The 18,899-nt window shown below is 54.2% G+C and carries 16 protein-coding genes and 1 tRNA gene; 1 reads left to right on the top strand and 16 read right to left on the bottom strand.

The window, feature by feature from the left end; genetic code table 11:
• Window positions 1–106: 106 nt before the first annotated feature.
• The 13 genes from queF to GUC32_RS20875 all read right to left on the bottom strand — a co-directional run bounded on the left by queF (window position 107) and on the right by GUC32_RS20875 (window position 13,391).
• Complete coding sequence (gene queF / locus GUC32_RS20935; protein ID WP_025304269.1) at window positions 107–946, bottom strand: NADPH-dependent 7-cyano-7-deazaguanine reductase QueF; 840 nt, start codon at window positions 944–946, stop codon at window positions 107–109.
• Complete coding sequence (locus GUC32_RS20930) at window positions 924–1,820, bottom strand: queuosine precursor transporter (protein WP_004937338.1); 897 nt, start codon at window positions 1,818–1,820, stop codon at window positions 924–926. The genes queF and GUC32_RS20930 overlap by 23 nt, the downstream gene beginning before the upstream one ends.
• The gene (locus GUC32_RS20925; RefSeq protein WP_025304268.1) at window positions 1,821–2,435 is read right to left on the bottom strand and encodes a helix-turn-helix transcriptional regulator; all 615 of its coding nucleotides are present in this window, start codon (window positions 2,433–2,435) and stop codon (window positions 1,821–1,823) included.
• A 530-nt stretch (window positions 2,436–2,965) separates the two neighbouring features.
• Window positions 2,966–4,267 carry a cytosine permease gene (locus tag GUC32_RS20920; RefSeq protein WP_060434746.1) on the bottom strand — a complete coding sequence of 434 codons (1,302 nt, stop codon included), beginning with the start codon at window positions 4,265–4,267 and terminating at the stop codon, window positions 2,966–2,968.
• Between the two features lie 20 nt (window positions 4,268–4,287).
• Complete coding sequence (locus tag GUC32_RS20915) at window positions 4,288–4,977, bottom strand: PAS and helix-turn-helix domain-containing protein (RefSeq protein WP_025304266.1); 690 nt, start codon at window positions 4,975–4,977, stop codon at window positions 4,288–4,290.
• Between the two features lie 27 nt (window positions 4,978–5,004).
• On the bottom strand, window positions 5,005–5,415 hold the full coding sequence (locus GUC32_RS20910) for a GNAT family N-acetyltransferase (protein WP_019453029.1): 411 nt from the start codon (window positions 5,413–5,415) through the stop codon (window positions 5,005–5,007).
• A gap of 427 nt (window positions 5,416–5,842) precedes the next feature.
• Entirely contained in the window at window positions 5,843–6,757 is a 915-nt protein-coding gene (locus GUC32_RS20905; RefSeq protein ID WP_025304265.1) for an alpha/beta hydrolase, read from the bottom strand.
• Window positions 6,758–7,374: 617 nt separating this feature from the next.
• Window positions 7,375–8,259, bottom strand: a complete 885-nt coding sequence (locus GUC32_RS20900; protein ID WP_025304264.1) for an ATP-grasp fold amidoligase family protein — start codon at window positions 8,257–8,259, stop codon at window positions 7,375–7,377.
• A 50-nt stretch (window positions 8,260–8,309) separates the two neighbouring features.
• Window positions 8,310–9,605 carry a lysine N(6)-hydroxylase/L-ornithine N(5)-oxygenase family protein gene (locus GUC32_RS20895; protein WP_089196267.1) on the bottom strand — a complete coding sequence of 432 codons (1,296 nt, stop codon included), beginning with the start codon at window positions 9,603–9,605 and terminating at the stop codon, window positions 8,310–8,312.
• 929 nt (window positions 9,606–10,534) lie between these two features.
• Window positions 10,535–11,395, bottom strand: a complete 861-nt coding sequence (locus tag GUC32_RS20890; protein ID WP_225735547.1) for a hypothetical protein — start codon at window positions 11,393–11,395, stop codon at window positions 10,535–10,537.
• Between the two features lie 36 nt (window positions 11,396–11,431).
• Window positions 11,432–11,914 (bottom strand): type VI secretion system tube protein Hcp, encoded by a 483-nt coding sequence (locus GUC32_RS20885; RefSeq protein ID WP_025304261.1) that lies wholly within the window; start codon window positions 11,912–11,914, stop codon window positions 11,432–11,434.
• 47 nt (window positions 11,915–11,961) lie between these two features.
• The gene (locus GUC32_RS20880) at window positions 11,962–12,444 is read right to left on the bottom strand and encodes a type VI secretion system tube protein Hcp (RefSeq protein WP_025304260.1); all 483 of its coding nucleotides are present in this window, start codon (window positions 12,442–12,444) and stop codon (window positions 11,962–11,964) included.
• Between the two features lie 871 nt (window positions 12,445–13,315).
• A tRNA-Phe gene (locus GUC32_RS20875) sits at window positions 13,316–13,391 on the bottom strand.
• A gap of 706 nt (window positions 13,392–14,097) precedes the next feature.
• Here GUC32_RS20875 and speF point away from each other — a divergent pair.
• Complete coding sequence (gene speF, locus GUC32_RS20870; protein WP_049208424.1) at window positions 14,098–16,263, top strand: ornithine decarboxylase SpeF; 2,166 nt, start codon at window positions 14,098–14,100, stop codon at window positions 16,261–16,263.
• 50 nt (window positions 16,264–16,313) lie between these two features.
• On the opposite strand, the gene mltC is transcribed toward speF, so the two are convergent.
• The 3 genes from mltC to mutY all read right to left on the bottom strand — a co-directional run bounded on the left by mltC (window position 16,314) and on the right by mutY (window position 18,823).
• Window positions 16,314–17,390 carry a membrane-bound lytic murein transglycosylase MltC gene (gene mltC / locus GUC32_RS20865; protein ID WP_004937402.1) on the bottom strand — a complete coding sequence of 359 codons (1,077 nt, stop codon included), beginning with the start codon at window positions 17,388–17,390 and terminating at the stop codon, window positions 16,314–16,316.
• Between the two features lie 63 nt (window positions 17,391–17,453).
• A complete protein-coding gene (locus GUC32_RS20860) occupies window positions 17,454–17,726 on the bottom strand; it encodes an oxidative damage protection protein (protein WP_004937404.1) in 273 nt (90 codons plus the stop codon).
• Window positions 17,723–18,823 carry an A/G-specific adenine glycosylase gene (mutY, locus tag GUC32_RS20855; protein WP_170311447.1) on the bottom strand — a complete coding sequence of 367 codons (1,101 nt, stop codon included), beginning with the start codon at window positions 18,821–18,823 and terminating at the stop codon, window positions 17,723–17,725. Before mutY ends, GUC32_RS20860 begins: the two co-directional genes overlap by 4 nt.
• Window positions 18,824–18,899 lie beyond the last annotated feature (76 nt).

The raw sequence follows: 18,899 nt of genomic DNA, 5'->3' as shown, positions 1-18,899 counted from the left end.
TCAGTGTGCTTTGAAGATAGCCGCTGATGACGATAATGGCGAAAAATAACAGGGAGATGAAAGCGAGGAAACAATGCTCCCTGGCGGGAGCATTGGGGGGTAACGCTTACTGCCTGATCAGGCGGCCGAGCGCTGGCGCTGTTTCGAAATCGCTGCGGAAGGGGTTGATGTCCAGGCCGCCACGGCGGGTGTAGCGCGCGAACACGCTGAGTTTTTCCGGGCGGCAGCTCTGCTTGATGTCGTTGAAAATGCGCTCGACGCACTGCTCGTGGAATTCGTTGTGCTGGCGGAAGGAGATCAGGTAGCGCAGCAGGCTTTCGCGATCGATTTTGCGGCCTTCATAGCGGATCACCACGCTGCCCCAGTCCGGCTGGTTGGTGACCAGGCAGTTGGATTTCAGCAGATTGGAAGACAGCGTCTCCGACACCGGTTCCCCTTGATCGGCCGCGCCGCTCAGGTATTCCGGTTTGAAGGCGAAGTCGTCGACCGCGATATCCAGATCGTCGATGTTGATGCCCGGCAGGCGATCGATCTGCGCCGGATAACCTTCCAAACCCGGATAGAGCTTGACGGTGACCTGGCCATTGGCCGCCTGCGACAGATCCTTCTGCATGGCGGCGCTCACCTGTTCCACGCTGTCGAAGCGCGTTTGGTTGAAGCTGTTGAGATACAGCTTGAACGATTTGGATTCGATCAGGTTGGAAGAAGAGTGCGGGAAGGTAAATTCGCCGATGCCCACCACCGGTTTGCCCTTGCCGTTGAGCCACGACAACTCGAAGGCGGTCCACAGATCGAAGCCGCTGAATGGCAGCTGCTGCTCGTCCACGCCGATCAGATCGCGGCCGCGCGCGCGCGGCAGGGCTTCGAGCAATGCGGGAGCATATTGATCCGGATAATCGGAGTTCGCGCCAAGATGGGTGATCTTATCTTGCTTTTGGATATGCATATTCATTGCCCTTTGCTTGTTCGGTATTGATGTAGCGGTTAAACAGACTGCGGGTGGCGTAGATCGGCCCGACGCCCAGCAGGGCGTAAACCACCTTGATCAGGAACTGCGACAGGATCATGGTTTTGATGATGTCCCAGCTCAGCACGTTGTAGAACGCCAGCGTACAGAACACCACGCTGTCGATGGCCGACGCCACTACGGTACTGGTGATCACGCGCACAAACAGGTAGCGGGAGTTGGTCAACTCTTTGATTTTGCAGAGCAGGTAGGAGTTGACGTTCTCGGAGATCAGATAGGCCGCCGACGAGGCCACCAGCACCGCCATGATGCTGTGCACGATACCGTTGTAGGTCTCGCTGTACTCCCACTGCGGAATACTCGGCACCAGCGTTGTTACCCAGACCCCCAGGACGAAGGTCAGGTTGGCGATAAACGAGATGATGATGGTGCGCCGAGCCAGCCGCAACCCATAGAATTCGTTAAGTATGTCCACCAGAATGAACGTGAGCGGGTAGATGAAGATCGCCGGCGGCGTGATGAGATTCAGCACCGGGATTTGGATCGGCTTGACGCCGCACAGCGTTGAGAAAATATAAATCACGCTGAGCGCCACGGTAATAATCAGGTAGGCGTACCAGGAGCGTTCGTGGCGATCGCTGAGCTCGTAGGCGGTTTTTTGTTGGTTATCGCCATAGAGTTTGCGGTATAGCGCCTGCAGCTCGTGCCGGCTCAGATCTTCTGATATTTCGCTGTCGGCCAGCTCATTCAGCCCCATGGTAATGGTTTTGCCGGTGGCCAATACCATGACATTGGCCGCGATGGTGCCATGCCGGGTGAAGCCCAACAGCTTGAACTTCTGATTCGGTTCCATTTATAACCTTTCTCCAACGATGTAACCCAGGAATTGCACGGTGTCCTGAGGGCGTTTGTCCATGCTTTCGCTGTCTTTGTCGTCAACCACAAAGAAGCCGCGTTTTCCCGAGTGATACAGCAAAGGTGAATCGCAAATCAGTACCGGCGGCCTTTTGATGATGATGACCTCGCCGGGAATAAATGACCCTTTAATTTCGGTCTCTATTTTCATTGCCAACATGTTCGACTCATCGCCGAAGAAATAAGTCAGAGGAAACTCGGTGACCAGCTGCCCGATCTTGCGCTGCGAGACGGCCAGATAGCGCGACTGGGGGATCACCGGAATGGCGGAAGGGTTCTTGTTGCCTTCGGTGGACAGCGTTTCGTTGAGCAGCTCCAGTTTTTCCAGATCGTAGTCTTCGATCTCTTCACAGGAGACACCGAAGAAGTCGGAGATCCGATTCACGGTGGATTGCTGAACGTTGTTCACTCTTCCGTCAAGAATTTTGTAGAGGGTAGTGCGCGTCAGGCCGCTGCGATTGGAAAAGGAAGCCTTGGTTTCACCGCGGGTACGCATCAGATATTCAATATTTTTAATGATGTTGATTTTGCGCTGTGCGTTGGTGGTTTTCATTGGCTGTCCTTACAAACATTACGCAGGCTTCACTATATCTTACGCATTGGCGTTGTCCAGATAAAAAGGCGCAGACGAGCGGGTAACGAACTGATTATTAGCGGTAATTATTGTTTACCGTCAGCCGTTTAGCGCAGTGATGTCAGCGGGGGTAGCCTGCTTCCTCTGCGAGAAAGATAAAGCCGTGCAAATCAATTGATTAGGTTTTACTTATAGAAAAGTGAACACAAAAGCCGGTTTTATGTTTACTTTTATGTTGACCAAAGCCGATTTCATGGGCTACTGTTCATGCAAGCTGAAATTTTTCTTTACGATCAAAATACGGAAGCCGACAGTTTTTATAATAAAAAGCTCAGAGGGGGCATTGCCACACTCTGAGCATAAATGGATAGCTTGCTACCGACACCAGGGACCCTAAACACCACGGCCGTTTGTCTGCGCGATCGGCTCCATCTTTTGCATTGAATCCCCTTTTCGAGCGTCAAACACTCCCCCGATACCGGAGGAGTGCATTACCGCGTGCGCGAAAATCAGAGAGACTTCTGCGAGGCCAGCGGTTTTTGCGCCCGACTGAAGGCCAGTTTAAGCACCCAATACAGCAGGCTGGCCGCTACCAGGGAATTGATGGTCGGTACGCCCCATTCGGTCGCCAGGCCAACGGCGCCGCCGGCGATGCTGGCGACGATCGCCGCCCAGCCGATGGTTGGCGTTTCGTTCGGCAACTGGCCCATGCGGCGGCTCTCGTCCAGGATCTTGCGGTGGCTGCGCAGCAGGTAATAGTCCACCAACATGATGCCGATAATCGGCGGGAAGACCACGCCAAGCACCGTCAGGAAGTCGACGAAGCGGTCGAGAATGCCCAGCACCGACAGCGTAGTGCCCAGAATCCCGATCACCAACGTGGTGTAGGTGTACTTCAGCTTTTTGCCGGTGATGCCTTCCACCGCGTTGACGATGCCCAGCGAAGAGGAATACAGGTTGAGATCGTTGACGCGCAGGGTGGAGAACACCACTACCAGCAAACCGGCGCCGCCGGCCGCTTGTGACATGATGGTGACTACATCCGCGGTGCCCAGGGTTTTGGCGATCAGGATCGCCAGGCCGTTTACCACGAACTCGCCGGCGATGATGGTGAAGAGCGTGACGCCGAGCACGTGCTTGCCGTTTTTGGAGTAACGGGTCAGATCGGGGGTCATCAGGCTGGCCACGATGGCGCCGCCGACGACGATGGTGATGCCGGCGCTGATGGTCAGCGGTTCACCCGGCGGCGCCAGCTGGATGATCTCCTGCAGGTTATGCCCGGAAAGCGCGGTCACTGAAATAAAGGCCACCAGCATGATGAACATCGGCACCGCGATACGTGCGGCGATGCGCAGCGCCTTGAAACCGAATGCCACCAGGATAGTCAACAGCGTGCCCGAGAGCCCGGCGGCCAAGCCAAAGCCCAGCTTATTGCCGAGCGCGAAGTCGAGCGACTTGGCGAAAATGGCGTTCTGAATGCCGAACCATCCCAGCAGGCTGACGGCCACCACCACGCCGATCAGCACCGAGCCCAGACGGCCGAAGCCGCACCAGCGCGCCAGCAGGCTGCCGGAAATGCCTTCACGCATGCCCGCCAGCCCCAGGCCGTAGGTCACCACGCCGAAGATCAGGCTGCCGACGAAAATGGCGGTGAAAGCGTCAATCAGCGTCATGGAGTTGCCGAGTACGGCGCCGAGCATGAACTGGTCCAGCGCGGTCAACATGCCCATATGCACGATGGCCACGCTTAAAAACGAGACTCTTTTATCCTGCGGCACCCGGGTGAGCGGATAATCTTCGATCTTTATCACGGTGAGATCTTCCTTGCGGTTCAAATAAACTGAATGCCTTTGGTTATCAGGCGATCGGGAATGTAGTTATCCAGATTGGCGTATTTGCAGTATTCCTCAAATTGTTGCTGAGTATGCACGTTGGCCTTCTGGTAAATGTTATAAATGCGGTTTTCGATGGTCTTATTGCTGACGTTATAGATTTTTGCGATCTCTTTTACCGTAAATCGTTGCAGCATAAGAAAAATGACATCGAGTTCGGCACGGGTGAACAGCTCGTTATTGACTTCGGTGGTCAACACGCTGGGTTTTTGCTGATTGATGTATTTCAGCGGTGACAGGCTGTTCATCGGCTTGGCGTTCCAGATCACGCCAATCACCTGTTTGTCATCGTTGTACACCGGTAGCTTTTCGCTGATAAACGGCGTCAGGCTGTCTTTGCCGTACCAGTAGTGGGTTTCTATGACCGTGACCCGATCGCGCGCTGCTTCGGTCATCTTGTCATGCTCGATAAAGTCGGCGGCGGAGTCGGCCCAGTCGGCGGGGAATTCGTGGTCATATTTGCCGGCGACGTCGAAATTCAGCGGCGTATTGGTATAGAGATAAGCGGCACGGTTCATATAGAGGTGGCGGGACAGCTGGTCTTTGATGCCCCAGGGCTCGCTCAGGTGCTCCATCATGGTGATGAGGCCCTTAAAATAAGATTCATTATTTTTATGCGATGAATCCATACCTACCTCTGCGCCGCTCAGGCCGCGTTACAGGCTTTTAGCCAGGTAATGGCGGGTGTGGCGATGCGCGTAGTCGCCCAGCTCGCCGTAGACCCGGTAGCCCAGTTTTTCGTAGAAGCCTCGGGCCTGGAAATCGAAAGTATCGACATAGGCCATATGGCAACCGCGCTTGCGGGCTTCTTCTTCGGCCAGTTGCATCAGCTGGCGGCCGTAACCGCTTTTGCGACATTGATCGCCGACCCACAGATACTGCACTTCCAGGCCGCCCCACCAGGTGCGTGCGACCAGGCCACCGACGATCTGCTGGTTGTCGTCAGTGACGGTCAGGAACAGTGGGTGAATGTCTACGGGCTGGGTTTTATGGTTGTGAGCCCAGAGGCTGTCGATAACGAACTCTTCATCCTGCGGGTTGGGTTTGTCGGTGATATTAATATTCATTTTTAATATAATTCCCTGATTTAATTATTCAAAACTGAACTAGGCGCTTTCGCCCTAACCGCTTCTAATATCACTTTCATTAATGTATTTCAAGGGTGGTTTTCACCCTTTTCCGCCAGGTGAGAGGCCGCTTATAGTAGGTGCCACAGGGAGAAGAAAATAGTGAAACAGGCGGTATTAAAACGCTGAAATGCCCTGCTAACACCATCTTTTCCTACTTGCGCCTCACCAGGGCCCCACCGGGAAAACTGCAGTACTGTATGGCTCCACCGGATAGAGCAAGCTCACTTGCCGACGGGGGAGCCACTTTGTTTTTTGACGCCCCCACCCGCGCCCGTCATTCGCTGTCTCAGATAGTAAACACTCTTCTTATCAGAAGATATGCGCCGCAGATGAAAATATGGCCGATAGCTTCTGATCCGCTGATTTAGTCCTCTGCAATGACGCTGCCCAGCGCCGGCTCGATGGCCGCGCCCAGCATGGCGCCGTGTCCCAGGGCAGGCCATTCGCGATAGCCGACGGTGAGACCGTCGAGCTGTGCCAGGTGTTCGGCCAATAAACGCGTTGCGTCCGCCGGCAGAGCGGGGCTCTTCACGCCGGGCGGGGCAGCGCGATCGCGTTCTGCCAGGCCAACCCACAGTTGCAACCTGGCCGCCGGCGCCGCGCGCCGTTCTGTCATCTGCTGTGCTTCTTGCAGGATCATGCCGTCGCCCCACCACAGCGAGGGTTCCACGGCGATGTAGCGCTGAAAGGCGGTGGGATGGGTGAACAACGTATGCAGAACGAAGAGCCCGCCGTAGGAGTGCCCCCACAGCGTTTGCCGCTGAGGATCGACCGCCAGTTTGGCGGCGATCGCCGGTTTGATCTGGGTCTCAATCAATTGCAGGAACGCATCCGCGCCCCCGACGGCCCGCGGCGGTTTCTTCATGCCTGCCGGCAGAGGGAGCGTATAGTCGTAGGTGCGGCCGGCGGCATCGATGCGCAGATCGTTGTCATAGCCGATCATCACCAGCACCGGTGGCCGCTTCGTTGCTGCCAATTTGGCCAGTAAGGCGGCGTTCAACTCCATCAGCACCGCATTGCCGTCGAGGAAATAAACCGTTGGATAGCCGTCTGGCACAGGCGCCTGACGCGGTTGGGCGATGCGAACACGATAATGCCGTTGGCCATCGGCGGAGGTGAATCGCAGATCGCTGAAGCGGTAATCCGCAGTATCGCTATCGGCTACGGTAGTGCCGATCTTGCGTTCCAAATCGGGCCTGGCCATCACGGAGCCCGGCAGCCAAAGGCCGATGGCGAGCGCCAGAAGCGCGGAGATAAAATGCCGGTTGGACAATAACATGCGGATCAACATCCTCGAAAAAGGCCGATAGTAGCATCCGTTCGCGCCCGGTAAAAACCTACCTTTAGGGCGGGCATTCCGGTCGCGAAGCGCTGCCAGCCGTTGCTTTGCCAGGTTAATAGCAACTCATTGTTATTATTGGTAAGTCAGGAATAAGAGGGATTACAATTAATTAGAAATGGTTATGGTTTTTATGGAGGGGGAAATGGTGAAGGTAGGTAAAAACACACGGTTATCAACGATTTTTAGCGAAAAAAGCCCTATAAAATAGGGCAAAGACACACAACAACACCAGGGAAACTTTCCTGTATCTTATATTATAGCTTCCTATACATATAGAACATTTTATTATAAATATGTAAGTGATTCTTATTAATCATTTAATACCATTGTTTTTCAAATGGTTATGTGATCTGACTGGCGTATTGCACTTGGGTCGGGTGTGGGCTGCCAGGGATAGGCAGCAGAGATTTTGCTGTAACGGTGGCATGAACAGGCGAGGTCATCGGCCCGATATCCCTCAGGGCAATACCGGCCCGCGGGCTGCAAAAAGGCCGGCCGGTATTTATCCTCAGGCGCAGCCGATCTTCACTGTGGGATGTGGGACCAGGTGAAAATCAGTGCTGTTGCAACGTCAACATCTCGCCAAGCAAAACATCGGTTGGCGGCAGAATATCCGTATCCAGCCCGGCGGATGGGGTAAAGGTCAATTCGCCGAAAATGATCTGGCCTTTGGAGATGTAGAAATCAACGCGAACAAACTCGAAGGGCGCGGACAAGCGTGAGGCGTACTCAAACAGCTCATCGTAGCCTTCTGGCTTCACGAAGGCGTCTATTTCTTCCTGGCTCAAGGCCAGGCAGTCATCGCTGTAGCACAGAAACTTGAAATCTTTGTCAAAGAAGTAATACTTCGGCGACCCGGTTTCTCTGCCGACACACAGCAACGTGCAGTAAGGTACACCGCGGAAACAATAGATTTTATAGTCTTCAGGTCCGTGACCATTGGCCGATTCGATATATTTCTCCCCAATGATCTTTTTTTGTATCCCTTTGTAGTTGAGCTCTACATAAGTTTTCCAATAATCGTCTTTCATCCAAGCGTCGATCAATTTTTTTGCGCTCTTGATATTCAGCAATTTTTTATTCTGGCAAATCAGGTTATACCCGGAACCGTGATTCCCTTTGATCACAAACTTATCCGGCAATGCGTCCCACGGAATATCGTTTACTGAATCACAGGCAAAGTACAATTCATTAAGGATCTCTTCGCACCCTTGATCTTTGATGTACTGTCTTACCGCATATTTATCTGCACACTGCTTCACCAACGCATTGTGACTATAGCCATTCAATTTCAGGTGATTGATCTTTTCATTCCAGGTGGACGGCGCCTGCAAGTTTAACGGTTTGCCAAATGCTTTTTTGTAGAGCAATCTGGCCTTGAATTCGGGGGCCAATACGGCCAGCTGCTTCGTAATAAATTTAATGACTTGTCTTTTCATATACGTAATTCCATCAAAGCGTAGTGACAATGATTAAGTCGTTCTTGTATTTAAAACGCGGGTGGTGCGCTTTCACTGCGCCATTGAATGGCTGTCGGCGTTGTTCCCAGATCAAATGGCTTGTGGTCTAACGCCCGATTAAGAATGCGAGCCGACCGCCACGCCATCAGGCTCAACTGCGGATCGGCAATGCCGTGATTGTGCATACTGGCGTTCATGGCGAATAAGCAGTTCTCCGCCGGGCCTTCCCACTCAAAGGTAAAGTCTGGGGCGATGCGGTATTCGCCCTCCGCAGTGGTTAGTAAGCGGTGGGCCAAAGGTTCAAGGAACTCTGGCGTGGCCGATTGATAACCGGTGGCAAAGATCACCACGTCCGCCTTGAAGGTTTCTTCGCCGTGATCGAGATGATGACGCGTTTCGAGTTGGTAGGCGTTATCCAGCGTGTGTTTCACGGCCGTCAGCGAACGGCTGGGCAGCAGGCGCACCCATAATTTCTCGCGCAGGACGTCGAAGCGGTGGTACATGGCGCGATAAATCGCTAGCAGCGACTCACTGGTGATGCCGTCTGAGGTCATTTTCTGTTCGGCCAGCATATGCCGTTTGGCCGCGCTATCCAGTGAGTAAAAGCTCTCGACGTAATCGGGCGTGAAGTATTCGTTGGCAAAGGCCGCTTCATCGAGCGCATTATAGTTGTTGCGGCGCGATATCCAGTCGAGCTGCTCCGGTTGCCCCCATTCCCCTTTAAAAATATTGAGGAACAGGTCTGCGCCGCTCTGGCCGCCACCGACGATCGCCACGCGTTTGCCGGTCAGATCGGGGTTGCGCAGCATCATTTCGCTGGCGTGGAAACAGCGATCGCTTTGCGTTGTCACGCAATCAGGCAGCTTTATTTTCTTGCCAATACCGATACTTACGTGCCTGGCGTGGAAGACCTTATTCGAGGTTGTCACCACGAACTGGCGCTGCCGATCGTCAAATTCGACCCGCTGAACGTCTTGATTGAATGCCAATGATCCCATCCCGGCGGCGGCCCAGGTGAGGTAATCGGCGAACTCTTCGCGCGATGCGGTGCGCTGCTCCGTCGTCAGGAAACGATAAAATTTTCTGTTTTTTACCAGATAGTTGAGAAAGCTGTAGCGATTGGTTGGGGCAACCGCGCTCACTAAATCTTTTAAAAAGTTGGTCTGCATACTGCAGTCCGCCAGGATCATCCCTGGGTGCCAGGAGAAATGAGGTTTGCGTTCAAGGAATTGTCCCGTAAATCCCTCTATTTCACTTCCTAAGGCTGCCAGGCTAAGATTCGACGGGCCAAGGCCAATACCGATGATATCCAAATGCTGATTCATTAATAAGCTCCAGTATAATGAGAATAATACCCAGAAATACGGCCGCAGATAGGGTGGCTTATAGCAACCAGGCTGCCTTTTTCTTATAAGTAAGCTTCACGAATTAAATGTAATTAAACGGTGTGCTGGCCAAAAATACCGCACTTTTAAATGCCCGTTTAGAATTCGGTAGCGCATTAGGTAAAGGCTACGGGTGTATTTCTTTCCATGAAAATTCCTATGAAGGTTTTGCGCGTGTATTTAATGAATATTCCTAAGTAAAAATCCGATCTCTCCCTGATTCATCAAGCCATGAAAACGGCCACCAGGGAGGATGCCCACCGTATGAGTTCTTATCTGCTTTTCTGGTGTCTATGCCATTGCATTGCCGGGATCGGTGTATTCGTTGCTTAGAATAGCCTTAAAATAGGCACGGGGAAGGTGAAATAACGTGATATTAGAGGCAGGATGCTTTTTGCAAAGATGAAATCGGAAGTGAAATTATGAAATCTGCGCGTTGTGATTTAGTTTTTATCATTAAATTCAATGTGTTATTTTGTTTTTTGCGGCAGGGTATCACACTCTTTCACTAAGGTGATACGCACACTTCTGTACCTTTATCTCTTCTTGTTGCCCCCCGAACGGCAATATTTTACCCCGAGTTGCATCACCCTATGGGCGCGGATGGTTCGCGTTAACTACCGGTGTTAGGGTTCGTTTAATTAATGCCGGGCAAAGGCTGGCCGGAGAGGACGCTTGCTCGAGGCGAGTGTGAAAAACCTGGCCACGCTGGCGCAACGGTTGAATCCGATCCGGCAATCTGCCTTGTCATCATCATTGACCATTCTTACCGACAATAAAAATCTTTTGGTCAGCTCGAGGCATTTTTGCCCCCTGGACTGAATGGCTACCGTTGCGCCACAAGCGTGAAGACCTGCCAGGTTGATCAATCACGGGAGCTTCAAATTGCTGAGATAGTCATACTGGGCTTTCGAAATGTCCAGTTCCCCATCGCTGAAAAAAACTTTTATAAACATATCGCCCTGGCCGACGATATCTACACGCTCGTAGGTTCCCGTTACAAAACGGCGCACGATGGCCTGAATGGTCTCGGCATAGTTAGCAGGAACTGCATTATTATCCGTGACTTTTTGTTCAAATGTAATAGGGTACTCTGCTTGAGGATCGGGGCTGTATTGTGCGCGTTTGGCTGCGCTTTCAAACTTGAAATCATTAAAGGCATTGTGGGTAGAGTTAAACATATCGGCAAGGTTTTTGATATGCGCCGCCATCTGATTCACGACCATGGTTTTATTGGTCACGAAGCGTTTACCCAAATAAGTACCTGTCACTACAGCGAGCTGGGCGGCATTTCGGCCTAAAATGCTGCCAACGCCAGAACCGGCTCCCGTCCATAATCCCGCGATCAAAACCAGACCGGCCCCGCCTACGGTACTCGATGCGATATTCTCAAAATGCTGAACACGGGCTCCCATTTGCCATGAGGTTCCGGGAAAAGAGACATTAATTCGGTTATCCAGGTGATTAATTCTTCCGCCTGGTCGTTGTCCTGACTCAATAGTATTGGCTGTCAACCGGCGGTTGTTTTCATCTTTGAGTTCACCCAGCGTAAACGCGATCTGGCCGGTCTCCGTTTTTGTTAATCGAAAGACTTCTTCTGGTGACAGAGACCTGACGAGGATCAGCGCCTCATTTAAAATCTCGCGGGTCAAAAAGTTGGCCGACACCCGATTATTCGATTCGTGTTGCGATGTCAGAGCTAAAATTTCATGTGACTTAGGAAATGCCATAATGCCCCCGTCATTACGATATGCACCGTAATGTGATTAGCTTTCTTTATTTTGCTTAATATCCCAGCCCATCTGCACCGAAGCCCCTTTATTACCTTGCTTCGCTTGCTCCCAGTATTCCATCGACACTTTACCGGCCTGAAAAGAGTACTCAATGCCTAGCGTGGAACCGTGCTCGACACCGATGAAGTCGGTATGAGTCACCAATACATCTTCCAGGGTAATGCGGGTATATTCCACTTCCTGCCCACCGGCTTTGCAAAGAGACAACTGCACCTTGGCGAGATGTTTACCGGCCGAGCAGTATTTCAATAAGGCAGGTGTTGCTTTATCTATCAGAGCCTGTACGGTCAGATCGCGAAAGTTCACTTTACCCGCACCGCCGCCGCCGCCAACGGCCATATTGCCAGGCTGTCGCGCGCCCCAGTTAAAGGAAAAGACATCGATCCATTGCTTGTGATTCGCATTTTTCGATTCACCATTAATGCCTTCAACTTTTAAAAACATATCCATTGCCATGATTTTATCACCCGATCATTAACGTATTGTTAGGTGCCAGAATGCGCTTAGCTCTCTTTATTCTGCTTGATATCCCAACCAGATTTGCTTTCCGCGCCTTTAGTGCCGCTGCTGCCTTGTTCCCAGTAACTCATGGTGACTTTTGACGCCTGGAAGGCGTAATCAACCACGATCGCATCATTTTGGCCTACACCGTTAAAATCAGTTTGCGTCACCAGAACGTCTTCGAGAACGATTTTGGAATACTCCACCTGGTTGCCGCCCGCTTTGCATACGGAAAGCTCGATTTTCGCGACATGTTTTCCACTGGAACAATATTTGAGAATAGCGGGCGTAGATTTGTCGATAAGGGCTTGAATACGGAGGTCTTGATAATTCACTTTTCCGGAGCCACCCCCGCCGCCAACAGCCATATTTCCTGGCTGTGAAGCGCCCCAGTTAAACGAAAGTACGTCGGTCCATCCTTTATGATTGCTGTCTTGGGACTCGCCCGTCATTCCTTCAACTTTCATATACATATCAATGGCCATTGTCGCCGGATCCTCCATTATTTCGTGTTGGCAGCGGAATAGGTTAAAAATGCCTTATCAATGGGTAAAATTCAGCATAGCCCCATATGAATGAATTGACAGTAATGTCGTTTTTATTCGGAATGTTCCTAGTTTTTGTGCAATATATTATTATTTAACAATGGGATGCGGTTATATGTTCGTAACTGTCTCCCATCACCGTTCGACAATAAAACACTCAATAAACACGGAATATGAGCGCGTTCGTTTGACGTTCGGGTAGTTGGGGATTAGGGGCGCTCTTTCGAGAGAGTCCACCTGTAATGCGAAGTTACACCCCATCGGATGAAGCGATGGGGAATCCGTACCCCAGAAAGCGAAAAACCCGCCATAGGCGGGTTCTTCTGAATAGGGCGACCGGACTCGGACAACCGGCGCTGGCGCCGTGTTGAACAACGCTTTAGCGCTGGCCCGCAGGGTGAGGTCTCAGACCGAATAATCGAACGCAGTTCGATGGAGAGTCCGTACTCCAGAAAGCGAAAAACCCGCCATAGGCGGGTTCTTCTGAATAGGGCGACCGGACTCGGACAACCGGCGCTGGCGCCGTGTTGAACAGCGCTTTAGCGCTGGCCCGCAGGGTGAGGTCTCAGACCGAATAATCGAACGCAGTTCGATGGAGAGTCCGTACTCCAGAAAGCGAAAAACCCGCCATAGGCGGGTTCTTCTGAATAGGGCGACCGGACTCGGACAACCGGCGCTGGCGCCGTGTTGAACAGCGCTTCAGCGCTGGCCCGCAGGGTGAGGTCTTCAGACCGAATAATCGAACGCAGTTCGATGGAGAGTCCGTACTCCAGAAAGCGAAAAACCCGCCATAGGCGGGTTCTTCTGAATATGGTGCCCGGACTCGGAATCGAACCAAGGACACGGGGATTTTCAATCCCCTGCTCTACCGACTGAGCTATCCGGGCAACGGGGCGCATTAAACCGTATTGGCCGGATGGCGTCAATCGCTTTCTGTCACAAAGCCGATCGGTTGCTCTATTTTCAGGCAGATAACCAAAAAGGGAGTGGCGCAGGGAGCCAACGCTACTCAATAAATATGCATATAAAACGTGTATTTATACCACTTTAAAATGCGTGATTTCTTGTTTTTAAATTAAATAACAATTAGTTATGCTTGGTTCAATAGGCGTTCAATCAAGACGATTCTTGCTTGAACCCCGCAACGAATCATGCAATCATTGCGCAAATTTTAGCACTCTCCGTTCCCTGACGGTGTTCCCGCTTCTTATAAGCCAGAGGGTTATTGGCATGACTGGTTTTGTTGCTCAAGCGCTGCTGCGCACCAGACATCTGACGCCGTCACCGTTCCGTCGTTGTTTCCTCCGCACGTCCTCCGCCCGAATACGCCTGCCGGCCATGCGGTAAGGCCGCCTGATGCTCGCTGTTAGGCATGCGTAAAGCCAGCGCTTCTGCCCTGATTTTACTGATGCCTGTCGGATGCTGCCAAGACCAGTTCCCCCGATAGCCGCCTGATGATCCCCCGATCATGAGCCGGTCACGCACGCCGCTTATGCTGCCGTGCCCGGGTATCGCTTTTACCGGGATAACCGCGTTATCTCATTACCGTGCCGGTGGCACACCCTCATCCTTCACCGTTTGAGAGTCAGCATGATGAAAGAATTGAAAATCGCGACCAGCGCCAGCCTGGTCGCCACCATTGAGACGCTGCGCCAGATCGTGCGCGTAGAGCAGACGGACTACACTGACGTGGCGGCGGTGGTGGTGTCGGTCGCCGACGTGGACGCCGGCATTCTGGCGCGCTTGCAGGCGACGGGGTTCGATATTCCGACCTTCGTGGCGGTGGAAGGGGACGAGCATCTTTCCCCGGATTATCTGCCGTTTGTCAGCGGGGTCTTCGCGCTGCTGGCCGGCGCCAGCAAGCCATTCTACATGGCGCAGCTGGAGGCCGCCGCCGACGCCTACGAGCAGGCGCTGCTGCCGCCGTTCTTCAAAACGCTGAAGACCTACGTCGAGATGGAAAACTCGACCTTTGCGTGCCCGGGGCATCAGGGCGGAGAGTTCTTCCGCAAACACCCGGCCGGTCGGCAGTTCTTCGATTTCTACGGTGAAACCCTGTTCCGTTCCGATATGTGCAACGCCGACGTCAAGCTGGGCGATCTGCTGATCCACGAAGGATCGGCCAAGGATGCGCAAAAGCACGCGGCGCGGGTGTTCAACGCCGATAAAACCTACTTCGTGCTCAACGGCACCTCGGCGGCCAACAAGGTGGTGACCAACGCGCTGCTGACCCGTGGCGATCTGGTGCTGTTCGATCGCAACAACCACAAATCCAACCACCACGGGGCGCTGATCCAGGCTGGGGCCACGCCGGTCTATCTGGAAACCGCCCGCAACCCGTTCGGCTTTATCGGCGGTATCGATGCGCACTGCTTCGATGAACGCTACCTGCGCGAGCAGATCCGCGAAGTGGCGCCGGAGAAAGCCGCAGCGGCACGGCCGTTCCGGCTGGCGATCATTCAGCTCGGTACCTACGACGGCACGATTTACAACGCTCGCCAGGTGATCGACACCATCGGCCACCTGTGCGATTACATCCTGTTCGACTCCGCCTGGGTGGGCTACGAAGGCTTTATTCCGATGCTGAAAGAGTGCTCGCCGCTGCTGCTGGAGCTGGACGAGCACGATCCGGGCATTTTTGTCACCCAGTCGGTGCATAAACAGCAGGCGGGGTTCTCGCAGACCTCGCAGATCCACAAGAAAGACGACCATATCAAAGGGCAGAAGCGCCACTGCAACCATAAGCATCTGAACAATGCGTTCATGCTGCATGCGTCGACCAGCCCGTTCTATCCGCTGTTCGCCGCGCTGGACGTCAACGCCAAGATGCATGCCGGCGCCGCCGGACGTCGCATGTGGATGGACTGCGTCAAGCTGGGCATCGAGACGCGTAAACAGCTGCTCACGCGCTGCTCGCAGCTGAAGCCGTTTATTCCGCTGCAGGTGGCGGGCAAGGACTGGCAGGATTACGATACCGATCTGATTGCCAACGACGCGCGTTTCTTCACCTTCGTACCGGGGGAAACGTGGCACGGCTTCGAAGGCTATGCCCAGGATCAGTATCTGGTGGATCCGTGCAAGTTGCTGCTGACCACGCCGGGGATTGACGCCGCGACTGGCCAATACACCGAGTTCGGCGTGCCGGCCACCATTCTGGCCAACTTCCTGCGCGAGAACGGCATCGTGCCGGAGAAGTGCGATCTCAACTCGATCCTGTTCCTGCTGACTCCGGCGGAAAACCCGGCCAAGATGGAACAGCTGGTGGAGATGCTGGCGCAGTTCGAGCGCTATGTTGCAGAAGACGCGCCGCTGAGCGTGGTGCTGCCAACGGTGTACCGCAAGAACGAGCAGCGCTATCGTGGCTACAGCATTCGCCGGCTGTGCCAGGAGATGCACGATCTGTACGTCAGCTTCGACGTCAAGCAGCTGCAAAAAGAGATGTTCCGCCAGGATCATTTCCCGCCGGTGGTGATGAACCCGCAGGACGCCAACGTGGAGTTTATCCGCGACAACGTCGAGCTGGTGCCGATCGGCCAGGCGGAAGGGCGCATCGCGGCGGAGGGGGCCTTGCCGTACCCGCCGGGCGTGCTGTGCGTGGTGCCGGGCGAAGTGTGGGGCGGCGCGGTGCAGCGCTATTTCCTGGCGTTGGAAGAGGGCATCAACCGCCTGCCGGGCTTCTCGCCGGAGCTGCAGGGAGTCTACATCGAGAAAAAAGATCACGGCTGGAAGCGCATCTTCGGCTATATGATCAAGCCATAGAAAAAGGGCCGGTTCGCACCGGCCCTTCTCATTTATCCACGCGGGAAGCGTTACTTTCTGCGGTAGCTCTTCTGCGCGGTATTTACTTTCACCAGATAGCGGCGCGACTCGGCGGCCGGGTGCTTGGTGGTCAGCGTTTGGTACACGTCGCCCGGCTGCATGCCGTTGATGATGCCCACCGCACGCGTTCTGTCGCTGGAGAACACCCGCAGCACGCTGCCTGCGCCGCCGTTGTAAGCGGTGATCACCGCATAGCGGCGCGAGGTCGGGTTCTGAATGCCGCCCAGGTAGTTGTTCTGCAGGATCGCCAGATAGGCGGTGCCGGTGTCGATGTTGTTCTCCGGATCGAACAGGTAGCTGCGGCTCGGGGTGCCCCATTTGCCGCGCATCTGGAACACATCCTTACCGGCGGTGTGCTGCACCACCTGCATCAGGCCCAGCGCGTCCGAACCGCTCACCGCATACGGGTTGAAGCTCGATTCGGTCTGCATGATAGCCAGGATCAGCGACTCGTCCACGCCGTATTTTTCCGACGCCTTGCGCACCATCGGCAGGTATTTATGCGCACGTTTGTCCAGGTGGTTCGGCACCAGTTGGATGGTGACCGAGTAGATCACGTGCAGGCCGGAGGTGCGTTTTTGCAGCTTGGTCTGCAGCAGGTAATCGGCGAAGTGCGCCGCGCGCCATTCCCAGCGGATCGGCGCGCCCTTGTTATCCAGCACCTGGCCGTACAGGAACGGCTCTTTGCTGATCTGGATATCGTTGGCGTCGGAATAGAGGTCGATCGAACCCGGATCGTCACCCATCAGCAGCGTGCTGATGATCGCCTGGCGCAGGTGCGCAGCCGGATCGGTGGTGGCGATGGTCTCGATGGTAATGGCGCCGGTGTCGAAGTTGATGTGGCTGCGGGTTTGGTATTGGTCGGTATATTTAACGTAGTCTTTCGGCCCGGCGATCAGAACTTCATTCAGACCCCAGATGTTCTCGATGTTGTGGGCAAATTGGCCCATCAGAATGTCGAAGCCGTTGGTATCTTTGATCCAGGCTTCGTTGATTTCTTCACTTTTTTTGCCGGAACAGGAGATCAGCAAAGGCGCTATTACGAGCAAAGCTAAAATTTTCTTCATCTTAAAGCCGTTTGGAAGAAGTATAAGAGGATTGAAGCGGGCCAGCGCCTGGCCCCAACAGCATTATTCGCTCGGCGGCGTATAGCCTTCGATGTGTACGTCGTGCCCTTCGAACAGGAACTTGATCATTTCCTCTTCCAGCAGCTTGCGGTCATCCACGTTCATCATGTTCAGCTTCTTCTCGTTGATCAGCATGGTCTGCTTCTTCATCCACTCGCCCCAGGCTTCCTTGGAGATCTCGTTGTAGATGCGCTTGCCGACGTCGCCGGGATAAAGCTGGAAGTCCTGGCCTTCGGCGTCGCGCTGCAGGAAAGTACAAAAAATGGTGCGGCTCATGCTAATTCCTCATCGATGGCGCTATCGCCATATAAGTTTTGTTGGATCGGGGGCTGCTTCGCCAGCTGTTGCAACAGGCGATCTACCGGCGCTGCCAGCCCGACCGACGGCGGCTGCGCTAAGTTATACCAGAGACCCGCGCCCTCATCCATGCCGCTGCCCGCCGCGTCGAGCGACAGCCACATCGGCACAATATCGAGATGGAAATGGCTGAACGTGTGGCGAAACGCGGTCAGCTGTTCCAGGCGCTTGCCTTTCAGACCGCGCTGCTGCAGCCAGAGTTCCAAATCCACGCGCGCGCTGAACTGCGGGAAGCAGAACAGGCCGCCCCACAGGCCCACCGCCGGGCGCTGTTCCAGCCACACTCGGTTGCCGTGCTGCAGCAATAAGAAGTAGGCGGTTTTTTCCGGCAGGGTCTGCTTGGGTTTCTTGCCGGGGTAGTTGGCCCAGCTGTGATTGGCGTAAGACAGGCAGCCGACGTTGAGCGGGCAGAGTTCACACTTGGGCTTGGAGCGGGTGCAGACCATGGCGCCCAGATCCATCATCGCCTGGTTGAACTGGCCGACGCCCTGGGCCGGGGTGACTTCTTCGCTGATTTTCCACAGCCGGTTTTCGACCTCTTTCTTGCCCGGCCAGCCTTCCACCGCGTAGCAGCGGGCCAGCACGCGCTTCACGTTGCCGTCGAGGATCGGATAGTGTTGGCCCAGCGCCAACGACAGCACCGCGCCGGCGGTAGAGCGGCCAACGCCCGGCAAATCGGCGATTTCTGCGAAGGTTGTCGGGAACTCGCCGCCGTGCTGTGAGACAATGGTCTGCGCCGCCTTGTGCAGGTTACGGGCGCGGGCGTAATAGCCGAGACCGGTCCACAGATGCAGCACTTCGTCCAGCGGGGCCTCCGCCAGCGCGCGCACGTTAGGAAAACGGGCCATAAAGCGCTGAAAATAAGGAATGACGGTGGCAACCTGGGTCTGTTGCAACATCACCTCGGAGAGCCATACTTGATAGGCGGTTTTCTCCAGCTGCCATGGCAGGGTCTTGCGGCCGTAGCGCTGGTACCAGTCAAGCACCACCTGTGCGAATTGTTGTGCTTGCATCATGAGCAGCGTCGTTATCCGGCAGAAAATGAAGCGAGATTGCAGCATAGAGTCATGGTGCTGTAAACCGGAACTTTCC

This window comes from Serratia sp. NGAS9, from assembly GCF_009905295.1.
GTDB classification, from domain to species: Bacteria; Pseudomonadota; Gammaproteobacteria; order Enterobacterales; family Enterobacteriaceae; genus Serratia; species Serratia bockelmannii.
The sequence above is the reverse complement of the archived record's forward strand: the minus strand, read 5'-3'. Positions and strand labels throughout refer to the sequence as shown.